Below are 18858 nucleotides of genomic sequence, written 5' to 3'. Positions count from 1 at the left end.
TATGAGCAACGAGCACATCTACAACGCAATCATCATCGGTGCGGGCTTCTCCGGCCTCGGCCAGGGCGCCCAGTTCGTGCAGGACGGGGTGGACAACTTCCTCATCCTGGAGAAGGAGGAGCGCCTCGGCGGCGTGTGGCGCGACAACACGTACCCCGGGGCGGCCTGCGATACCCAGTCCGTCATCTACTGCTTCAGCTACTTCCTCCACCTCGGCGCCTCCCGCATGTTCTGCAGCCACGACGAGCTCCTGCGCTACCTGGACAATCTGGCCGCGGAGTTCGGCCTCGAGCAGTACCTGCGCACGAGCCAGCTCGTCACGCGCGCGGAGTGGGACGAAGACAACAAGGTGTGGCGGGTGTTCATCGCCGACGGCACCGAGTACCTGACGCGTATGCTGATCCCCGCGTGGGGCCAGCTCGGCACCCCGAGCATCCCCAACTTCGAGGGCCTGGACACCTTCGAGGGCGACTACTTCCACTCGGCCCGCTGGAACCACGACATCGACCTGAAGGGCAAGCGCGTCGCATCCGTCGGCGCCGCAGCCTCCGCCGTGCAGTACATCCCGGAGATCGCACCGGAGGTCGCGCAGCTGACGGTGTTCCAGCGTTCCGCAAACTACATCCTGCCCCGTAACCAGAGGGTGTTCACCGACGAGGAGCTGGCCGCCTTCCAGCGCGACCCGGACGTCTACCGCGAGCTGCGCCACTCCATCCACGACGAGCGCGAGGCTGGCTTCGAGCGCACCCGCCGCCAGACGGACGCCGCCGCCGAGGGCATGCGCCTGGCCAAGGAGCACCTGGAAAGCCAGATTCAGGACCCCGAGCTGCGGGAGAAGTTCACCCCGGACTTCGACTTCGGCTGCAAGAGGATCCTGCGCACCGACGACTTCTACCCCGTGTTCAACCGCGACAACGTCACGCTGATCACCGAGGGCATCGAGCGCATCACGCCGAAGGGCATCGTCACCAGCGACGGCGTGGAGCACGAGTTCGACGTCCTCATCTTCGGCACCGGCTTCCACAGCCAGGCCTTCCAGGCCGGGACCGAGATCATCGGGCGCGACGGGCTGAGCCTCGACGACCGCTGGGGCAACTCCCCGGAGGCCTACCTCGGCATGACCGTCGACGGCTTCCCCAACCTGTTCATCCTGTACGGGCCGAACACCAACCTCAACCACCACTCGATCGTGACCATGCTCGAGGCGCAGAACCGCTACGTGCGCCAGGCCCTGAGCTTGCTTCTCGACGGCCACGACGACGTCTTCGAGGTCCGGCCTGACACCCTGCGCAGCTTCAACGAGCACGTGCAGGACGACCTCAGCAAGTCCGCCTACTCCTCGGACTGCTCCTCCTGGTACAAGAACGAGGACGGCAAGGTGATCAACAACTGGTCCGGCACCGTCGCGGAGTACCACGCGCTGACCGCCGAGTTTAACCCGGAGGACTTCCTCAGCGGCGAGTCCGAGCTGGCAGGGCAGGGGGCGAAGTAATGGCGCAGACTATCGACGAGTTCACCAACCGCCCGGTTGCCGAGGACGCCCTCGCCCCCCTGCAGGCCTTCCGCGAGGCCGGGGCGAAGCCTTTCCACGAGCACGCGGTCGAGGACGTGCGCCGCACCTACGTGGAAAACACCGAGGCGGCGCCCTTAAGCGAGGACCGCCCCCCGGAGCACCAGGACTTTGAGGTGGGGCAGTTCCGCGTGCGCCTCTACGAGCCGCGCGAAGAGTCCGCTCTCGCCGAGCCCACCGCGGGCATCTTGTTCATGCACGGCGGCGGCTGGGTGATGGGCGACCTGCGTACCCACCACTCCGTCGCGCGCCGCCTGGCCGCCCGCACCGGCCTGCCCGTCCTCGCGGTGGACTACCGCTTGGCGCCCGAGCACCGCTACCCGGCCGCCGTCGACGACTGCCGCGAAGCCATGAGGTGGTTTATCGAGCGTGACGACGTCCACGGGGTCACGCTCACCTCCATCAGCTTCGCCGGCGACAGCGCCGGGGGCCAGCTCTCGGCGATCCTCACCAACGAAGCCGTGGCGGGCGCCGCCCGCATTCCCGTCGACTGCCAGGTCCTGCTCTACCCGGCCGTGGACCTCACCGAGGACAACATGGCCACCTCCACCTCCTACCGGCGGTTGAACGAGGGGTTCCCGCTCGTCGCCGACACCATGCGGTGGTTCGTGGACACCTACATCGAGGAAGGCGTCGACCGCACCGCGGCTGACATCAGCCCGCTGCGCGCGCGGCTGCCCGAGAACCTGCCCGCCTCCTTCGTGATCACCGTGGACAACGATCCCCTCGCCGAGGAGGGCGCGCGCTACGCCGCCAAACTCGCGGCGGCGGGCGCACCTGTCCACTACGAGCACTTGTCCGGCTACGCCCACGGCCTGTTCACGTCCGCGGCGAAAATCCCGACCGGTGAGCTCTACCTGAACAAGGCGGCGGACTTCATCACCGCCAGCGTCGAAGCCGGGTCGCGTACGCGGGGTTAGCGGGCCCCAGCGCCCGAGGGAAGGATCTGCAGTGCATTGATAGATCTCCCCGCGGGCGCACCGCCATAACGGCGTTAGCGGCGACAGTGAGAGCACCGACCCAGCGCACCCGTGTTCGTCTGGGCGAGTCCGCATTGCGGACTCCAAGCATTAGTTGAGTTACCCCATTTTTTGCGGCGTGGTTGATTGTGTCGGGCGAGTCCGCATTGCGGACTCGAAATCATCCCCCCGCGAAGGCCCCGCAGAACGAGCCGCTAGTAGCTGAACTTCCTGCGTCGGCCGCCGGCTGGGTGGCGCAGCTTGGTGGCGTCGCGGTGGATCCAGAGGCTGATGCGGTGCAGGGTGGCGGGGGAGAAGTCCGCGTTCATCACCGCGGCCCAGTAGGCGACGGTCTCGTCGTGGTAGTTGTGCCCGTGGGGCGAGGGGCAGTTTTGGGAAGTGAGTTGGTCGATGCCCACCTGCCAGAAGGTGATGAAGGGGGCCCAGCGCATGGTGTCGGGGACGTCGAGGTGCTGTGCTGCCGGGGCGGGCACGCTGCGGGAGCCGGGCTCTTTGAGCCAGTCGGGGGCGTGCCAGGCGAGGGACCAGTCCCACCAGACGACGGGGTCGGAGGCGTGCTGGGCGAAGACGGCGCGTGGGGTTTCCCACTCGTTGGCGTAGCTGTCGCCGGAGAAGTCGGTGGTGAGGTGGTCGGGGTGCGCGCAGAAGCGGACGTGGCGGCCGCCGCCGACGACGGGGAGGCGTTCCGGGCTGCCGTAGTCGCGGCCGCGGGTGAGCTCGCCGTGGATGCGGGTGAAGCCTGGGACACCGGTGAACACGGCGCCGGTAATGCCGGAGAGGAAGTCGTCGACGTTGTCGGAGGCGTCGCAGACGCCGTAGGCGCCGAGGGATTCACCGCCGAGGTAGAGCGCCGGGCGTTTGTTTTTCGGGATGGTGGAAAGGCGCGCTCGGATGGCGTCGATAAGCAGGCGGGCGGAGCGGGTGGGGGACTCGCGGTCGGCGAGGTAGGAGTAGACGGAGGGCAGGTAGGAGTACTGCATGGCCACGATGGCGGTGTCTCCGCGGCCGACGAACTCGAAGCCGGAGGTGTGGAAGTCGTTGATCCAGCCGGTGCCGGCGGCGGACATGATGGCCAGGTGCGAGCGCTCCCATGCGCGGGTGCGGTCGAGCTCGGCGAGGGCGAGTTCCACCATGTCCTCGGTGGTGCGGCCCTCATCCAAGCCGATGAAGATGCGGATGGGTTCGTGGGCGGGGGTGGCGTCGTCAAGCAAAAGCTCGATGTCGCGCTTGCGCGGGCCGCCGGAGACAACGGCGCGGCCCTGGCGACCCATCGTGGCCCACGGTTCGAGCGAGGAGGGGGAGCCGGAGCGCTCGCGCTCGAGCGGGCGCGGGGCGCCGAGGAGGAACTCGCGGTCGAGCTTTTCGGCTTTGCTGTAGACGCGCGAGAGGAAGTTGCGCACGACGAAGCGGTCTGTGAACAGCAGCGATACCGAGACGCCGCCGGCGATGGCGAGCGGCCACGAAGCCGGCGGCGGCAGGCGTTTGCCCAGGACGATATTGAAGACGTCGATAAGCACCTGCACTGCCTCCCCGACGGCGAGAAGGGCGCCGTAGCCGAGCGTGCCCACGGTGATGCCGGCGAGTGATTTGGCGAACTCGAGCTGCTCCTGGCCCTCGACGAGCTCGACCTGTGCGTTGTGGCGGCGCCGCGACTGGACGAAGGTGATCACCGTAACCGCGCTCATTCCGAGGTGCAGCGCGGCGCTGGCGGCGCGGGGTTGGGCGGGAAGGGGTATCACTCGGCGCAGCCCGCGGCCCAGCTCGCTGAGAGCGGTGCCCGCGAGGTGGCCGACGCCCTGGCAGATGGCCACGTTGGCCGCGACGACCGGCCAGGTGTGGGGCAGAAGTGACGGGGAGATCGCGCCCCAGGTCGCGGCCTCGGCGCCCATGACGCCGGCGCCGAAGTTCTCGGGCAGGCGCCGCAACCCGCCCATGCGGATCACTGGCGTGAGGTCCGCCCACACCTCCACCGCGAACAGGGGGATGGCGAAGATGCCGTGCCGGCTGAGGGCGTAGCGCCCCCGCGCTTTCTCCACGGCCCGGCCCACCTGCAGGTGCGTGGCGGATGTGCGCGCGGGGCGGCTGAGGTGGGCGACGATCTCCCGGAGGCGTGGGCGCGAGGCGGACCCGAGAAAGGACATGCCGACCATTCTTGCAAACCCCGCCCGGGCGTGCAGGGGGCTTCTCCGGTCGCGCAATCGCGCGGGTCGTTGTAGGTTTGGGACACGTGACGACACTGCTGGGCAGCACCGAAAGTAAAGGCAATACGTCAGCTACGCGCGCCGGGGCGGATCTGCCGAAGATCGTCGCCCACCGCGGCGCCTCGGGCCTCTACCCCGAGCTCACCTTCGCCGCCTTCGACGCAGCACTGAAGATGGACATCCACGGCATCGAGTGCGACGTGCGGCTGACCCGCGACGGCCGAGTCGTCGTCTTCCACGACGCGGTTTTGGAGCGCACCTCCGACGGGCGGGGCCGGGTTTCCGCCACCGACTACGCGGACCTGCGCGAGCTTAACGTGGGCACAGAGGACAACCCGCAGCGCATTATGCTGCTCGAGGAGCTCCTCGAGCTCATGCAGGATTACCCGGATAAGCACATCTACATCGAGACCAAGCACCCCACCCGCTACGGGCCCGAGGTGGACGAGCAGACCCTGCGCATGCTCGCCTACGCCCGAATGCGCACCTCGGAGCGCGTGCACCTCATCTCGTTTTCGCACCGCGCGATGCGGTACTTCACCCACTTCGCGCCCGAGCTGGAGACGTTCTACCTGTTCCGCCTGCGCGAAAAGAAGTGGAACAAGAACAATTGCATGCTCTCGCGCCCCTACGGCGTCGGACCGGCGCTGAGCCACCTGAAGGCGCGGCCGAAGCTGCTCGGCTACAAGGGGCTGAAGACGTACACCTGGACCGTGAACACGCCGCGGGACATGCTGTGGTGCCGCGACAACGGGGTCGACGTCTTTGCCACGGACCTGCCCCACATCGCTGTGGAGACCTTCGCGCGCGCCGCGGTCGGGGGCTCCACCGTCGGGTAACATGTGGCCCCATGGCCAAGAAGAACCGTAAGAAGAAGGACGACCTTCCCGAGGGCATGAGCCGCCGCCAGGCGAAGCTCGCCGCCCGCGCCGCCGAGCGGGAGGCTCTGAAGAAGGACCCGCGCCCCTACGGCGGGCTCGCCGCCGAGACCGACCTCATCGCGCTGCAGGAGTTCGTCCCCTCCGCTGTCGCCGAGTTCGAGGTCCGCGGCGAGAAGGTCAACGTGGTCACGGTTCTGCCGGGCGCCGGGGCCGCCCTCGTCCGCGGCGAGGAGCAGGGCGGCGAGCGCTTCGTCGCGCTGCAGGTCGCCTCCCACTCCGCCAACCCGGGCCGGGACCTCGCCTACGCGCTGAACTGGGTGCTCTCCGCCGAGCCGGGGCAGACGCTCCAGTCCACGGTGGCCGACGGCAACCAGCCCGAGCTTTCTTCGCTTATCGACGCCTCCGCAACCCCCACCATCACCGAGCACCAGGACTTCGCGTGGTGGTTCCCGTCGGGCGCCCAGGTCCCGGCCGACGTGCAGCAGGCGCTCGCCCGCGCCAATGACGCGGTGATCCCCTCGACGCGGGTTCACGCCGACGTCCCCGGCTCCGTGTGGTGGGTCAACCCCGGCGGCGGCAAGGCCCACATCCGCTGGGTGCGCCCCGAGGACAACGAGAACAAGATCCTCGCGGCCTTGGCCCGCGTCGCGGCGCGAGGCGAGCTCAACCTCGGCGAGGGCAGCAAGTTCGCCGGGGTGTTCCGCACCCACGGCGCCGTCGTGCCGGTGTGGGACCTCGACCCGGCCGTCGCGGCGGAGTCCTACGACGATGCGCTCGTGGCCCTGAACAAGGAGATCGAGGCCGAGTACGCCAACGACGCCCAACTCAGCGCCGAGGAGCGCAAGCAGCTGGATAACATCAAGTCGCGCCAGGTGACGATCTAGGTGTGTGCGGGCGAAAGTGGTTCGCGGGATGTTCGCCGGATGGGCATGAGGTCTCGTCCGTGTCTGCCGCGACAACGCCCCGCCCCGCCCGCTCCGGCACCGCCACCCTCGGCCCGGTCGAGGTGGCGCTACCCACCAACGAGGCCGAGGACTGGGCGATCAACTACGCCTACTTCTAAACTGCGCCACCCTCTCGGGGCGTGGTGGGGGAGGAACACCGCGCCGAAGGCGGCCAGCCCGAACGCGAGCTGCGCCCAGTAGGGCCAGTCGTGCAACCCCGCGGTGAGTAGGAGCAGGACGAACAGAGCGGCGATGATCTTTCGCTCCATGGTGGTGTCTTTTCCGTTGAGGTCTCCGCTGAGAATCCCTTTTCCCCGGCCACCCAGGTCCGCCACGTAATCGGCATGCCAGGGCGGTAGGCAAGGTTGATGGCGTTGGCGGCGCCGAGCACGTGCAGGTCGGCGGCTGCGCCAGATAGCTGAAGAAGTGGGGCTGGTCATTCTTGCCCCAAAAGGGTGTGCACGAAAGTACACAGTATTCCTGCAGGCAGAAAGCGGTAATGCACGGCACGTAATGTCGTTGACGAGCGAAACCTCGCTCAATCGATCTGAAGAAGGGGTACCAACATGGAGAACATGCGTTCCTTGGGGGGGCATTGCTAGCTTTTATGATGGGATTCAGCTCAGCAATCCCTACTGCACAGGCAGCTGATTCCGTCAACTTCGGAAGTGATCAGGCAGCAGCTTCTGATAAATCCACTCCTGAAGCGTTCCTGTTCGGAGAATTCGGGGAGATGGAACGAAAAGTTGAGGTCATTCCGAATGCCCACGGGCTAAGGTTCGAACTCCATAAAGACGACCAGCTCAAAGTCGTGGATGAAAGAGTCGTTGTTGCCGATGGGGAGGGCAAAGCGCTTGTGGAGCTGGATCCAGACCTCCCGGAAGGGATGACACTTTGGATGGATGAAGAGAAAAATGAAGTCTTCGCCGTGCAGGAGGGTCCTTCTTTTCGAGGCTGTACCGACAACAAGTGGGTGAAGTGGGGAATTCAAACAGCCTGGGACGGCCTGGTGTGCGTACCAGCCACGATCGCTACCGCTCCCGGCGTTGTTACGGGTGCTCTAACCGCGGCTGGTTGTCACGCAGCGGGAGGCGCACTGACCACCGCCGCAAGTTGTTAGGAGGAAGTAGTGGCTTCTACGTCAACTAACTCAAAAGAAGGGTTTAGCTGGGCGCTGTCCGCGATTCTCGCGGCAATTATGACAGTTGACCCCGCGCTGTTGAGCGACGATCACGTTCCCTACTGGGCGTACGGGGCCAAGTTCCTCGCGATCCTTTTTGCGGTGCGCGCGATCAGTCAGCTTGCGCAAAATCCCGATGACAAGAAACGGATGATCACCTTTGCGCTGGTCTCGGCGGTCTTCATCCTCCTACTCGTCGTCGCCTTCGCACTCGCTTAGGCCGAGTACACCTTTTCCCCGCCCACCCAGGTCTGCCACGTGATCGGCATGCCGGGGCGGTAGGCGAGGTTGATGGCGCTGGCTGCGTCGAGGACGTGTAGGTCGGCGGCCGCGCCGGGAACGAGGGTGCCCTTGGCGGGCCGGCCCTGCGGGTCTTTTCCGGCGCCGACGTTGTGGCGTCGCAAAGCCTTCGCGCCGCCGCTGGTGGCTGCGGCGATGGCCTCGTCCAGGGTGAGGTACTGCTGCAGCACCGCGGTGGTGACGCAGAAGTTCATCGAGCTGGTGAACGAGGTGCCTGGGTTGAGGTTGGAGGCGATGGCGACGGTTGCCCCGGCGTCGAGAAGCGCGCGTGCGGGCGCGAGCTGCTCGCGGGTGGACAGGTCGCAGGCCGGCAGGAGCGTGGCCACCGTGTCCGAGCCGGCGAGGAGCTCGATGTCGGCCTCCGAGAGGTAGTTGACGTGGTCGACGCTCGCGGCGCCCATCTCCACGGCGAGGCGCACGCCTGGGCCCTCGCCGAGCTGGTTGCCGTGCACGCGCACGCCCAAGCCGGCGTTCTTTCCGGCCTCGAGGACGCGGCGCGACTGCTCCTCGGTGAAGGCGCCGCGCTCGCAGAACACGTCGATCCACTGCACGTGGCCCTTCACCGCGTCGAGCATCGGGCCGACGACCTCGGTGACGTACTCCTCGGCGTCGGCGCCCGGCGGGACGAGATGGGCGCCGAGGAAGGTGACGTCGTCGACGTGGAAGGCGGCGACGCGGGCGGCCTCCGCCTCGGAGGCGACGTTGAGGCCGTAACCCGTCTTCGTTTCAAAGGTGGTGGTGCCGCCTGCGCGGCCGGCGGCGACGCGCTCGGCCACGAGCTGGTGCAGGCGCTCGGTCGACGCCGAGCGGGTGGCCTCCATCGTCACGGCGATGCCGCCGGCGGCGTAGGACTCCCCGGCCATGCGGGCCTCGAACTCCGCGGCGCGGTCGCCGTCGAAGACCATGTGGGTGTGGGAGTCGACCCAGCCGGGCAGCACGGCGCGCCCGCCGAGGTCCACTGTGCTGGTGCCGGCAGGGGCGTCGGCGGCGGCGCCCACCCACTCGATGACGCCGTCGTCAATGAGCAGGGCGGCGTCGGTGATGGTGCCGAGCTCGGAGACGGTGCGCAGTTCGGAGATTCCGGTGAGAAGAGTGCTCATGGGTGCCTTTCTACCTGGGGGGATGCGGGGCGTCGATAAGCGGCTAGTCGCGCGCCTTAAACGGCATCGGGATGCGCACGCCGCGCTCCTCGGCGACCTCGTGGGCGCGGGTGTAACCGGCGTCGACGTGGCGGATGACGCCCATGCCCGGGTCGTTGGTGAGCACCGCCTTCAGCTTGGCCTCGGCGAGCTCGGTGCCGTCGGCGACGGTGACCTGGCCGGTGTGGATGGAGCGGCCCATGCCCACGCCGCCGCCGTGGTGGATGGACACCCAGGTGGCGCCGCCGGAAACGGCGGTCATGGCGTTGAGCAGCGGCCAGTCCGCGACCGCGTCGGTGCCGTCGAGCATGGACTCGGTCTCGCGGTAGGGCGAGGCGACGGAGCCGGAGTCGAGGTGGTCGCGGCCGATGACGATCGGCGCCTTGACCTTGCCCTCCTTGACCAGGTTGTTGAAGATCACGCCGGCCTTAGCGCGCTCGCCGTAGCCGAGCCAGCAGATGCGGGCGGGCAGGCCCTCGAACTCGACGTACTCCTCGGCCGAGTCGAGCCAGTGGTGCAGGTGCTCGTTGTCCGGGAAGGCCTCCTTGATGGCCTGGTCGGTGACCTTGATGTCCTCCGGGTCGCCGGAGAGAGCCACCCAGCGGAACGGGCCGAGACCCTCGCAGAACAGCGGGCGGATGTAGGCGGGCACGAAGCCGGGGAACTCGAAGGCGCGGGTGTAGCCGGCCTTGCGGGCCTCGTCGCGGATGGAGTTGCCGTAGTCGAAGACCTCGGCGCCGGAGTCCTGGAACTCGACCATCGCCTGGACCTGCGCGGCCATCGACTCGCGCGCCTTCTTGGTAAAGGTCACCGGGTCGGCGGCCGCCTCGGTGCGCCACTCGTCGACGGTGATCTCGGTGGGGAGGTAGGACAGCGGGTCGTGCGCGGAGGTCTGGTCGGTCACGATGTCCACGGTGACCTCGCCGGCGCGGTGGCGGCGCAGCATTTCCGGGAAGACCTCGGCGGCGTTGCCCACCAGGCCGACGGACAGGGCCTTCTTCTGCTCCTTCGCCTCGGTGACCAGGCGGATCGCCTCGTCGATGTCGGTGGTGACCTCGTCGAGGTAGCGCTTTGCTTGACGACGCCTCAGGCGCGTCTCGTCCACATCGACGATGAGGCAGGCGCCGCCGTTGAGGGTGACGGCCAGCGGCTGGGCGCCGCCCATGCCGCCGCAGCCGCCGGTGAGGGTCAGCGTGCCGGCGAGGGTGTCGCCGAAGCGCTTCTTCGCCACCGCGTAGAAGGTCTCAAACGTGCCCTGCAGGATGCCCTGGGTGGCGATGTAGATCCACGAGCCGGCCGTCATCTGGCCGTACATCATGAGGCCCTCGTCCTCGAGGGAGCGGAAGTGCTCCCAGTTGGCCCAGTCGCCGACGAGGTTCGAGTTGGCGATGAGCACGCGCGGCGCCCACTCGTTGGTGCGGAACACGCCGACGGGCTTGCCGGACTGGACCAGCAAGGTCTCGTCGGACTCGAGGTCTGTCAGCGTGTCGATGATCGCGTCAAAGGCCTCCCAGCTGCGGGCGGCGCGGCCGGTACCGCCGTAGACGACGAGGGTGTCGGGGTGCTCGGCGACCTCGGGGTCGAGGTTGTTCTGCAGCATGCGCAGCGGCGCTTCGGTCTGCCAGGACTTGGCGGTCAGCTCGGTGCCGCGGGGCGCGCGCACCTCGCGGGCGCCGTCGGCCCAGTTCTTCTCGGTCATGAGTTCCTCCTTACAGGTAGGGCGTCACGCGCTGCGGGCCGGTGTCCCGGGGCTGTCCCCGCCAACGGTGGGCTGCGTTTCGTTCAGCGCCGATGGTAACGCGCGCCACACGCGGGGCACGACACAAAAAGAACCCGGGTGTCTCGAATTCGAGACGACCGGGCGTTACCGCTGCTTATCGCAGGGTTTCCACGCGCTTTTCGACGCCCTCCACGTACGCCCCGCCCTTCACCAGCGCCACGGAGTGCTCGATCTCCGGGGAGAGGAAGCGGTCCGTTCCCGGACCCTCGACCACGGAGCGCAGGACGTCGATCGCCGCCTGCGTGCCGGGCGCCGCCGCGCCCTCGCGCATGTCGATGGCACGGGCCGCCGTGAGGATCTCGATGGCGAGCACGCGCTGCAGCCCGTCGATGCTGCGGCGCAGCTTGCGCGCCGCCGACCACCCGAGCGAGACGTGGTCCTCCTGCATCGCCGACGACGGGATCGAATCCACCGACGCCGGGGTGGCGTTGCGCTTCAGCTCGCTGACGATGCCCGCCTGCGTGTACTGCGCGATCATGTGCCCGGAGTCCACGCCCGGGTCGTCGGCGAGGAAGGCGGTGAGCCCGCGGTTGCGCGCGGTGTCCAGGAAGCGGTCGGTGCGGCGCTCGCTCATCGACGCCACATCGGCCACCACAATGGCCAGGAAGTCCAACACGTAGGCCACCGGCGCCCCGTGGAAGTTGCCGTTGGAGGCGACGCGACCGTCCAGCACCACCACCGGGTTGTCCACCGCCGCTGCCAGCTCGCGGCCCGCCACCAGCTCGGCGTGGGCGAGCGTGTCGCGGAAGCCGCCCGCCACCTGCGGGGAGCAGCGCACCGAGTACGCGTCCTGCACCTGCTTTTCCTTGAATTCCTCCGCGGCCGCGGCGAGGATCTCCGAGCCAGCGGCGACGGCGCGAATGTTCGCCGCGGCGTCCGCCTGTCCGGGGTGGGGGCGCAGCTGCTGCAGGTCGTCGGCGAAGACGGTGAGTGTCCCGTTAAGCCCCTCGACCGTCATAGCGGTGGCGATGTCGGCGACCTTCGCCGCCTCGCGCAAGTCGGCGATGGCCAGGCAGAGCTGGCCGAGCATGCCGTCGGTGCCGTTGATGAGCGCCAGGCCCTCCTTCTCCTTGAGTGCCAGCGGCTCGATGCCCGCGGCGGCCAGCGCGTCTGCGGAGGCGACGACCTCGCCGCCGTCCACGCGCACCTCGCCCTCGCCGAGCAGCGCCAGAGCGCAGTGGGCCAGTGGGGCCAGATCGCCGGAGCAGCCGAGCGAGCCGTACTCGCGCACCACCGGGGTGATGCGCGCGTTGAGTACCTGCGCGTAGGTCTCGGCCACGACCGGGCGCACGCCGGTGCGGCCGGTGCACAGCGTGGACAAGCGAAGGAGCATCAACGCGCGGATGACCTCCTCTTCGACCTCCGGGCCGGAGCCGGCCGCGTGCGAGCGCACCAGCGACAGCTGCAGCTGGGCGCGCAGCTGCTCGGGGATGTGGCGCCGCGCCAGTGCGCCGAAGCCGGTGGAGATGCCGTAGACGGGCGTCGGGTCGTTCGCCAGCTCCTCGACGCGCTGGCGGGTCGCGGCGACCTCGTCGAGCGCGGCCGGGTCAATCTCGACGGTTGCGCCGTGGCGGGCGACGGCGACGACCTCCTCGACGCTGAGCGCGCCGATGCCGACGGTGACGGTGGCAGGGGAGGTGGTGGTCATGGCTGTCCTTTCTGCGGGGCGCATGCGTGATCGGAGCCCCTGCGAGGACTCGAGTGGGTACAGCGCGCGACAGCCAGACGCGACGGGGGTAAGTGTAGCGGGTGAGTGCGGTGGGGCGCTACGGGTGGGGTGGCGGGCACGTGCAACCATGGCATCTTGGGGGTGCGTAGGGACTTACCTGAGCAAGAGGCGTTCCGCGGGTTGGCCAGCAGCACCAGCTACGCCGGCCAGTAGCTTTCCTCGGCCCTGGCGCCATGCAGGGCGCCGCCCTCCTTGGTACTGTATGTGGTACTATTTTGGCGTGGGCAGCGGCATTGACGACATTGTGGCGAAAATGAGGAGAGCCCCCGCCGGCATAAGGTTCTCCGAGCTGGAAAAAGTGTGCGACCACTACTTTGAGAGCCGCAGCTCAAGGAGGACATCTCACAAGACCTACAAGACACCCTGGCCCGGAAACCCCCGCGTCAACATCCAAAATGACCACGGCAAGGCGAAGCCCTACCAGGTGAATCAAGTGCTTCACGCGATAGACAAGCTGTCCAGCAGCAATCGGGAAGAGGAGGAGTAGAACAAATGGACACTAACAAGTACACCTATCAGGTCTCCTGGTCTGAAGAGGACCACGAGTACGTTGCCACCGTGGCCGAATTTCCCTCGCTGTCATGGTTGGCTCCCGATCGCCAAGAGGCGGAGGCGGGATTGCTTGAACTGGTCGCCGAGGTCGTCGAAGACATGGAGCGCTCGGGGGAGGAGATTCCCGAGCCCCTCGGTGCGAGGTCCTATTCCGGAAGGTTTAATGTCCGAACCTCCCCGTCGCTGCACCGTCGGCTGGTGATTGCCGCCAAGACCGAGGGGGTTTCCCTCAACACACTGATCAACCAGAAACTCGCATCCGTCTAGCTGTACTGATCGAAGACGTTGGTCGAAGTGTGTGATCCCGTGACATGACGAGGGCCTTCAGCGTGGAACGGGAAGTGCCCCAATCCAACCTAGCCGCACGGACGGTTGTCGAGCCTTGGGTTGTGTAGGGGGTCTTATTGTTGTTGGTTAGGCCGTTTGGGTTTTCGCGGCGGTGTGTTCTTGGTGAGCTTGGCGGGGTGGGCGGTATCCTAGCGCCGAGTGCACACGATGGTTGTTGTACCAGCCGACCCATGTCGACGTCGCGACGAGAACATCTCGCAGCCCCGGCCAGGTCCTACGGTCGATGAGCTCAGCTTTGAACACTGAGTTCAGCGCTTCTGCCATCGCGTTGTCGTAGGAGTCTCCCCGCGAGCCAACCGAAGCGATAACCTGCGACTGGGCCAAGGTCTCTCCGTAGACGACCGACCTGTACTGCACGCCCCTGTCTAAAGTGATGGATCAGACCGGAGACATCTTCACCGGCGCGCAGGCGCGCTGACAAGGCCATGTCAAGTGCGTCTTTAGCCAGTGACGTGCGCATGTGGTTGGTGATCTGCCAGCCAACAATCTCCCGGGACTTGACCACCGGAGGTCCTCTCCGCCTCATCGGCTGACGGCGTTGCGAGCCGGTGCATTGAGAATAAGTGGGTGAACCTCGGAATCATTATGGCCGCTGACGTGCTTGTTTGCGCTCCTGTCGGCCTGGCAACAAGCGGGGTCGGCGGCGCGGTTTGCGGCGCGGCAACCGGTCTAGGCGTGACCGCCGCCAGCTGCTCAAGGAGTACACTACACACGAGCCCAAAAGGATGTGATATTAAATGAGTTCCTCGTCCGCACGCACCGCAGTGAGGGTTACTGAGGGGTGGAGAATCCCTGTTGTCGTCTACGCCGTCTATATGGCCTCGGTCATTACCGCGGCGTCGGCACTCGTTGGTTGGTCGCTAGAAATTCCGTGGTGGGGCTGGCTGGGCGAGTGGGCCGTGCTCGTTGTCGGCATCTACGCGTGGATCAAGGTCGCGTCGGAGCCCGGAGACGACGGAACACTCTTCCTCAAGAAGAAGACACTCATCACCTCTGCAGCTATCTTTGCGGCTTTGCTCGTCGCGCTGGTTATCCTCTGGGTTGTGTAGGCGCCGAGGGCGACGTACTGGCAGCATAATGTGGGTGGACCCGAAGTCACGGGCCCACCCACATTTTAGTGTGAAGAATAAAAGATGAATGTGGTGCGGGAGACGCAGAAGCTCTACAGGCTGCTGCTCACCGGCCGATCTCCTCTTACAACAGTGCGCTAAGAAGATTCTGGCCTTTTTCTCCCGCCTCCCTTCGTCCGTTGTGCTAGCGCGCGCGGGCTTCGACCGTTTGCTTTCCGTAGGGGGAGGGAATGGAGGTCTAGGTTGTGGCGGTGTTTTCGTGGGCTAGGAAGTGGTGGTTCTCATTGACAGCATCAACGAAAAAACGCGGGTGAAACGCGTAGCGGACATGAATGCGCACATCGGAGTCTCCCGAGATGAAAGCCATGGTAGAGCCGCCGATACACCTAGATAGTGTGCTGTCGGCGAACATTCAGTGTGCCGACTGGGTCGCGGCATACGTTACCAGGGCTATTGGGCGGCAGCTGATTGAAGATTCGAGGTATAAGTGGATTTCGTCGGGCCAGCTCAATGAAACTGTCTATGGGTCGTTTACCCATGAGTCCAAGCTCCACTCCCACAGCCGATCTGTCCCAGATCTTCCCCACAGCGAAATCCTCAAACGAGCCAGGCCTTTGTACCCTTCCCAATCTGGTGTGTCTCTACAGAAACGTAGTGGTGCGGATCAAAGCTGCTGCAGAACGTCAACACGGGGGCAGAAACCGATAGGGGCGATTCGCAACGGCGTAACGAGTGTGGGCATGGACAATTTCAATCACCCGGCGAGCCGAGTGGTTTCTATCCCGGGAGCAAGACCGAATTCCGGCGAGAAATTCGTCTGCGATCGCGTGAAAAGCCCGTTCCACGGAATTTTCCAGATGGTCAGCTGACGCGAAAGGATGCGCCCCAGCGCGAGCCCCATGCTTGCGCGTATGACGTGCAGGCTTTTCGACGCTCGTTCGTGCCATAACCGCAGCTATATGCGCAGCATTTCCCACGAACCTCACTCCCCGCCAAAAAACTTCCCCGCCACCCGCCGCGCGGCGGCAGACAGCCGCTCGACCACCTTGGAGCGCTGCGCGTCGTCGCGGCTGCCGGCCTCGAAGGTGGCGGCAAGCGCTGCGGCGGGCCGGCCCAGGTGGTCGACGAGCGCCACGGCGAGCGACTCCTGGCCGCGCGAGACCTCCTCGCGCTCCTCCTCCCACCCGCGCTCGCGGGCCAGCGCGAGGCGCCCTGTGAGGGCACGGTAGGAACGCTGCTCGCCGGAGGTGGAGAAGATCGCCTTGACCTCCGGTTCCGGCAGGTGGGCGACCATGACGCGCCCTGAGGCCGTCGATAAGGCGGGGAGGCGAACGCCGACCTCGGTGACCAGCGAGACGGCGCGGGGCGCGCGGGCCTCGTGAAGGTAGACGACCTCGGAGCCCGCCAGGCGCGACAGGTGCGTGGAGCCGCCCACGAGAGCGGCGATGGCCTCGAGGTCCTTCGCCGCGAAGCGCACGAGCGGCTGCTGCGTGGTGTAGGCGCTGGCCATGCGGTAGGCGGCCAGGCCGAGGCCGTAGGTGCCGGGGCCGGGCAGGTGCACCACGAAGCCGGAGTCTTGCAGCTCCGCAAGCAGGTGGTACGTGGAGGAGCGAGGCAGGTCGAGCGCGCGCTGGATGCGCGCGGCGGACAGGGGCGCGTCGCTGGAGGAAAGCAGCGTGAGGATGCGCAGGACGTTGTGCGCGGCGGGGACCTGGGGAGTGCTCACACCCTCCCTTGTACATCCCCGGGGCGGCTGTGTGTGAGACTTAGCCGTGTGACACACGTAAGGATGGACAGACGTTGAGTACCGCACGCACGCCCCACCGCACCGGTTTTTCGGCCCGCCACCTGCACTTTATCGCGCTCGGGTCGGCGATTGGCACGGGCCTGTTCTACGGCTCCGCGGGCGCGATCCAAGCGGCGGGGCCCTCGGTGCTGCTGGTCTACCTGCTCGGCGGAGCGGTGGTGTACTTCATGCTGCGCGCGCTCGGCGAGATGGCGGTGCGCCACCCCGTCACCGGTTCCTTCGCCGAGTACACGCGCGCTCATCTCGGCGGGGCGGCCGGCTACCTGACGGGTTGGATGTTCGCCTTCGAGATGGTCATCGTCGCGCTGGCGGACCTCACCGCCATCGGCATCTACATGGGGTTCTGGTTCCCCGACGTCTCGCGGTGGGTGTGGGTCGTGGTCGCGCTGCTCATTGTGGGCGCGGCCAATCTGGCGTCGACACGCGTGTTCGGCGAGCTGGAGTTCTGGTTCACCATCGTGAAGGTCGGCGCGGTGGTCGCGATGATCGTCGCCGGCGCCGCCGTGCTCGTTTTCGGGCTGGCGGGCACGGAGAGCACCGGCCCGCAGAACCTGGTCAACGACGGCGGCTTCTTCCCCAACGGCATCGCGGGCATGGTCTCGGCGTTCATTCTCGTGCTTTTCGCCTTCGGCGGCACCGAGATCATCGGCGTGGCGGGCGCGGAGGCGCAGGACCCGGACCGCGCGATCCCGAAGGCGATCAACACCGTGCCCGTGCGCATCCTGCTCTTCTACGTGCTCGCGATCCTGGTCATCCTCATGATTAACCCGTGGCGCACCATTACCGGCGAGGAGTCTCCCTTCGTACAGATCTTCTCGGCGCTCGGCGTGAACTGGGCGGCCGGCCTGCTCAACGTCGTGGTGATCACCGCGGCGCTGTCCGCCATCAACGCCGACACCTTCGGCGCCGGACGCGTGCTCACCGGCCTGGCCCGCCAGAAGCTCGCCCCGCAGGTCATGGCGAAGACCGTGCGCGGGGTGCCGGTGATGACCACAGTCATCCTGCTCGCCGTCATGGCCGTCGGCGTCGTGCTCAACGCGCTCATCCCCGAGTCGGTCTTCGCCATCGTCGCCTCGCTGGCAACCTTCGCCACCATCTTCGTCTGGCTCATGATCCTTCTCGCGCACCTTGCTTCTCGACGCCACATGGGCCGCACCGAAGCATCCGAGCTGACCTACCGCGTCCCGCTGTGGCCCTGGGGCCAATACTTCTCCGTCGCCTTCATCCTGTTCACCTTCGGCATCATGGCGTGGCTGCCCGAATACCGCCTCTCCCTCGCGGTGGGGGTGGCCTTCAGTGTGATCTGCGTGGTGGCCTACTACGCCACCGGGCGCAACAGGGTTGAGGGGATCGACGACCCGATCCCGGGCTCGCGGCACGAGGTACTCTGACGCCATGAACACCCTGAAGGCTGAGCTTTTCACCCCTCCCGCCCCCTGGTCCGGCCGCGACGACGGGCCGGGCCCGCAGCACGCGCGGTGGCACAGTGTGATCGACACGGAGGGGGGCGGGCCGTGGCGCGACAGCGTCGCGGTCCTCGGCTTCGCCAGCGACGAGGGCGTGGAGCGCAACGGCGGCCGCCAGGGCGCGGCGCGCGGGCCCGAGGCCCTGCGCGCGGCGTTGGGCGGGCTCGCCGTCCACCACCCCTGGCCGCTCGTGGACGCCGGCACCGTTACCACCCAAGGCACCGACCTCGAGGGGGCGCAGCGCGAGGTCAGCGCGCGGGTGCGGGAGCTTGCGGCGGGCGGCAACCTGGCGGTCGTGCTCGGGGGCGGGCACGAGACCTCCTTTGCCACGCACCGCGGCGCGTTCGAGGCGCTCGGGCCGATGCACGTGATCAACTTCGACGCCCACTTCGACCTGCGCCAGGCCCCCCAGCCGACCTCGGGCACGCCGTTTCGCCAGATCGCGGAGCTTGTGGGCGCCGACTTCGATTACTCCGTCTTCGGCATCTCGGAGCCGAACAACACGCCCATCCTCTTCGACACCGCCCGGGAGCTCGGCGTGCGCACCGTGCTCGACGTCGAGCTCGCCGAGCTGAGCGCGCGCGAGTGCGCGGCGGCGGCCGCCGCGGCGGTCAAGGGTGAAATGCCGATCCACCTCAGCATCGACCTCGATGTGCTCCCCGCTGCGGTCGCGCCGGGCGTGTCCGCCCCGGCCGGTTTCGGCGTCGCGCTGGAGAAGGTGCGGGCGATGGCCACGGCCGTCGCCGCAACGGGCCGGGTCGCGCTTGTCGACGTCGTCGAGCTCAACCCCGAGTTCGACGTCGATTCGCGCACCGCGAAGGCGGCCGCGCGCCTTGTCCACGACATCGTCGCCGCGCACCTCGCGGCGGTGGGCGCGGACTAGGGGGTGTGACAGGGGGCACAAAATATGT

17 protein-coding genes are annotated in these 18858 nt (G+C 67.1%); 11 read left to right on the top strand and 6 right to left on the bottom strand.

The window, feature by feature from the left end:
- Position 1: 1 nt before the first annotated feature.
- Both CAURIS_RS10755 and CAURIS_RS10750 read left to right on the top strand, forming a co-directional pair.
- Positions 2 to 1492, top strand: coding sequence for a flavin-containing monooxygenase (locus tag CAURIS_RS10755; protein WP_290342059.1), 1491 nt, complete (start codon positions 2 to 4; stop codon positions 1490 to 1492).
- Entirely contained in the window at positions 1492 to 2490 is a 999-nt protein-coding gene (locus tag CAURIS_RS10750) for an alpha/beta hydrolase (RefSeq protein ID WP_290342058.1), read from the top strand. Before CAURIS_RS10755 ends, CAURIS_RS10750 begins: the two co-directional genes overlap by 1 nt.
- 254 nt (positions 2491 to 2744) lie before the next feature.
- Here CAURIS_RS10750 and CAURIS_RS10745 read toward each other — a convergent pair whose 3' ends face one another.
- On the bottom strand, positions 2745 to 4691 hold the full coding sequence (locus CAURIS_RS10745; RefSeq protein ID WP_290342057.1) for an alpha/beta-hydrolase family protein: 1947 nt from the start codon (positions 4689 to 4691) through the stop codon (positions 2745 to 2747).
- 86 nt (positions 4692 to 4777) lie between these two features.
- Here CAURIS_RS10745 and CAURIS_RS10740 point away from each other — a divergent pair, with 86 nt between their 5' ends.
- The 4 genes from CAURIS_RS10740 to CAURIS_RS10725 all read left to right on the top strand — a co-directional run bounded on the left by CAURIS_RS10740 (position 4778) and on the right by CAURIS_RS10725 (position 7975).
- Complete coding sequence (locus tag CAURIS_RS10740) at positions 4778 to 5590, top strand: glycerophosphodiester phosphodiesterase family protein (RefSeq protein WP_435384009.1); 813 nt, start codon at positions 4778 to 4780, stop codon at positions 5588 to 5590.
- An 11-nt stretch (positions 5591 to 5601) separates the two neighbouring features.
- Positions 5602 to 6516 carry a DUF5926 family protein gene (locus CAURIS_RS10735; RefSeq protein WP_290342056.1) on the top strand — a complete coding sequence of 305 codons (915 nt, stop codon included), beginning with the start codon at positions 5602 to 5604 and terminating at the stop codon, positions 6514 to 6516.
- 667 nt (positions 6517 to 7183) lie between these two features.
- Positions 7184 to 7696 (top strand): hypothetical protein, encoded by a 513-nt coding sequence (locus CAURIS_RS10730; protein ID WP_155860874.1) that lies wholly within the window; start codon positions 7184 to 7186, stop codon positions 7694 to 7696.
- Between the two features lie 9 nt (positions 7697 to 7705).
- Entirely contained in the window at positions 7706 to 7975 is a 270-nt protein-coding gene (locus tag CAURIS_RS10725; protein WP_290342055.1) for a hypothetical protein, read from the top strand.
- On the opposite strand, the gene hutI is transcribed toward CAURIS_RS10725, so the two are convergent.
- From hutI to hutH, 3 genes are all read right to left on the bottom strand, one after another.
- Entirely contained in the window at positions 7972 to 9156 is a 1185-nt protein-coding gene (gene hutI, locus CAURIS_RS10720) for an imidazolonepropionase (RefSeq protein ID WP_290342054.1), read from the bottom strand. The two genes, CAURIS_RS10725 and hutI, sit on opposite strands and share 4 nt — an antisense overlap.
- 43 nt (positions 9157 to 9199) lie before the next feature.
- Positions 9200 to 10894, bottom strand: coding sequence for a urocanate hydratase (gene hutU / locus CAURIS_RS10715; protein ID WP_290342053.1), 1695 nt, complete (start codon positions 10892 to 10894; stop codon positions 9200 to 9202).
- A 175-nt stretch (positions 10895 to 11069) separates the two neighbouring features.
- Entirely contained in the window at positions 11070 to 12623 is a 1554-nt protein-coding gene (gene hutH / locus CAURIS_RS10710) for a histidine ammonia-lyase (protein ID WP_290342052.1), read from the bottom strand.
- A 301-nt stretch (positions 12624 to 12924) separates the two neighbouring features.
- On the opposite strand from hutH, the gene CAURIS_RS10705 reads away from it, so the two are divergent.
- A complete protein-coding gene (locus tag CAURIS_RS10705) occupies positions 12925 to 13191 on the top strand; it encodes a toxin HicA (RefSeq protein WP_290342051.1) in 267 nt (88 codons plus the stop codon).
- Between the two features lie 5 nt (positions 13192 to 13196).
- The gene (locus tag CAURIS_RS10700; protein ID WP_290342049.1) at positions 13197 to 13523 is read left to right on the top strand and encodes a type II toxin-antitoxin system HicB family antitoxin; all 327 of its coding nucleotides are present in this window, start codon (positions 13197 to 13199) and stop codon (positions 13521 to 13523) included.
- Between the two features lie 147 nt (positions 13524 to 13670).
- On the opposite strand, the gene CAURIS_RS11645 is transcribed toward CAURIS_RS10700, so the two are convergent.
- Positions 13671 to 13868: an integrase core domain-containing protein gene (locus CAURIS_RS11645; protein ID WP_353959264.1), complete on the bottom strand. Its 198-nt coding sequence runs from the start codon at positions 13866 to 13868 to the stop codon at positions 13671 to 13673.
- 473 nt (positions 13869 to 14341) lie between these two features.
- Here CAURIS_RS11645 and CAURIS_RS10695 point away from each other — a divergent pair, with 473 nt between their 5' ends.
- Positions 14342 to 14653, top strand: a complete 312-nt coding sequence (locus CAURIS_RS10695; RefSeq protein ID WP_290342048.1) for a hypothetical protein — start codon at positions 14342 to 14344, stop codon at positions 14651 to 14653.
- Between the two features lie 1003 nt (positions 14654 to 15656).
- On the opposite strand, the gene CAURIS_RS10690 is transcribed toward CAURIS_RS10695, so the two are convergent.
- Positions 15657 to 16400, bottom strand: coding sequence for an IclR family transcriptional regulator (locus CAURIS_RS10690; RefSeq protein WP_290342047.1), 744 nt, complete (start codon positions 16398 to 16400; stop codon positions 15657 to 15659).
- Between the two features lie 74 nt (positions 16401 to 16474).
- Here CAURIS_RS10690 and CAURIS_RS10685 point away from each other — a divergent pair, with 74 nt between their 5' ends.
- The gene (locus tag CAURIS_RS10685) at positions 16475 to 17872 is read left to right on the top strand and encodes an amino acid permease (protein WP_290342046.1); all 1398 of its coding nucleotides are present in this window, start codon (positions 16475 to 16477) and stop codon (positions 17870 to 17872) included.
- 4 nt (positions 17873 to 17876) lie between these two features.
- A complete protein-coding gene (gene hutG, locus CAURIS_RS10680) occupies positions 17877 to 18830 on the top strand; it encodes a formimidoylglutamase (RefSeq protein WP_290342045.1) in 954 nt (317 codons plus the stop codon).
- The last annotated feature ends 28 nt before the right edge of the window (positions 18831 to 18858 follow it).

This window comes from Corynebacterium auris (assembly GCF_030408575.1).
Lineage (GTDB): Bacteria > Actinomycetota > Actinomycetes > Mycobacteriales > Mycobacteriaceae > Corynebacterium > Corynebacterium auris.
The sequence above is the reverse complement of the archived record's forward strand: the minus strand, read 5'-3'. Positions and strand labels throughout refer to the sequence as shown.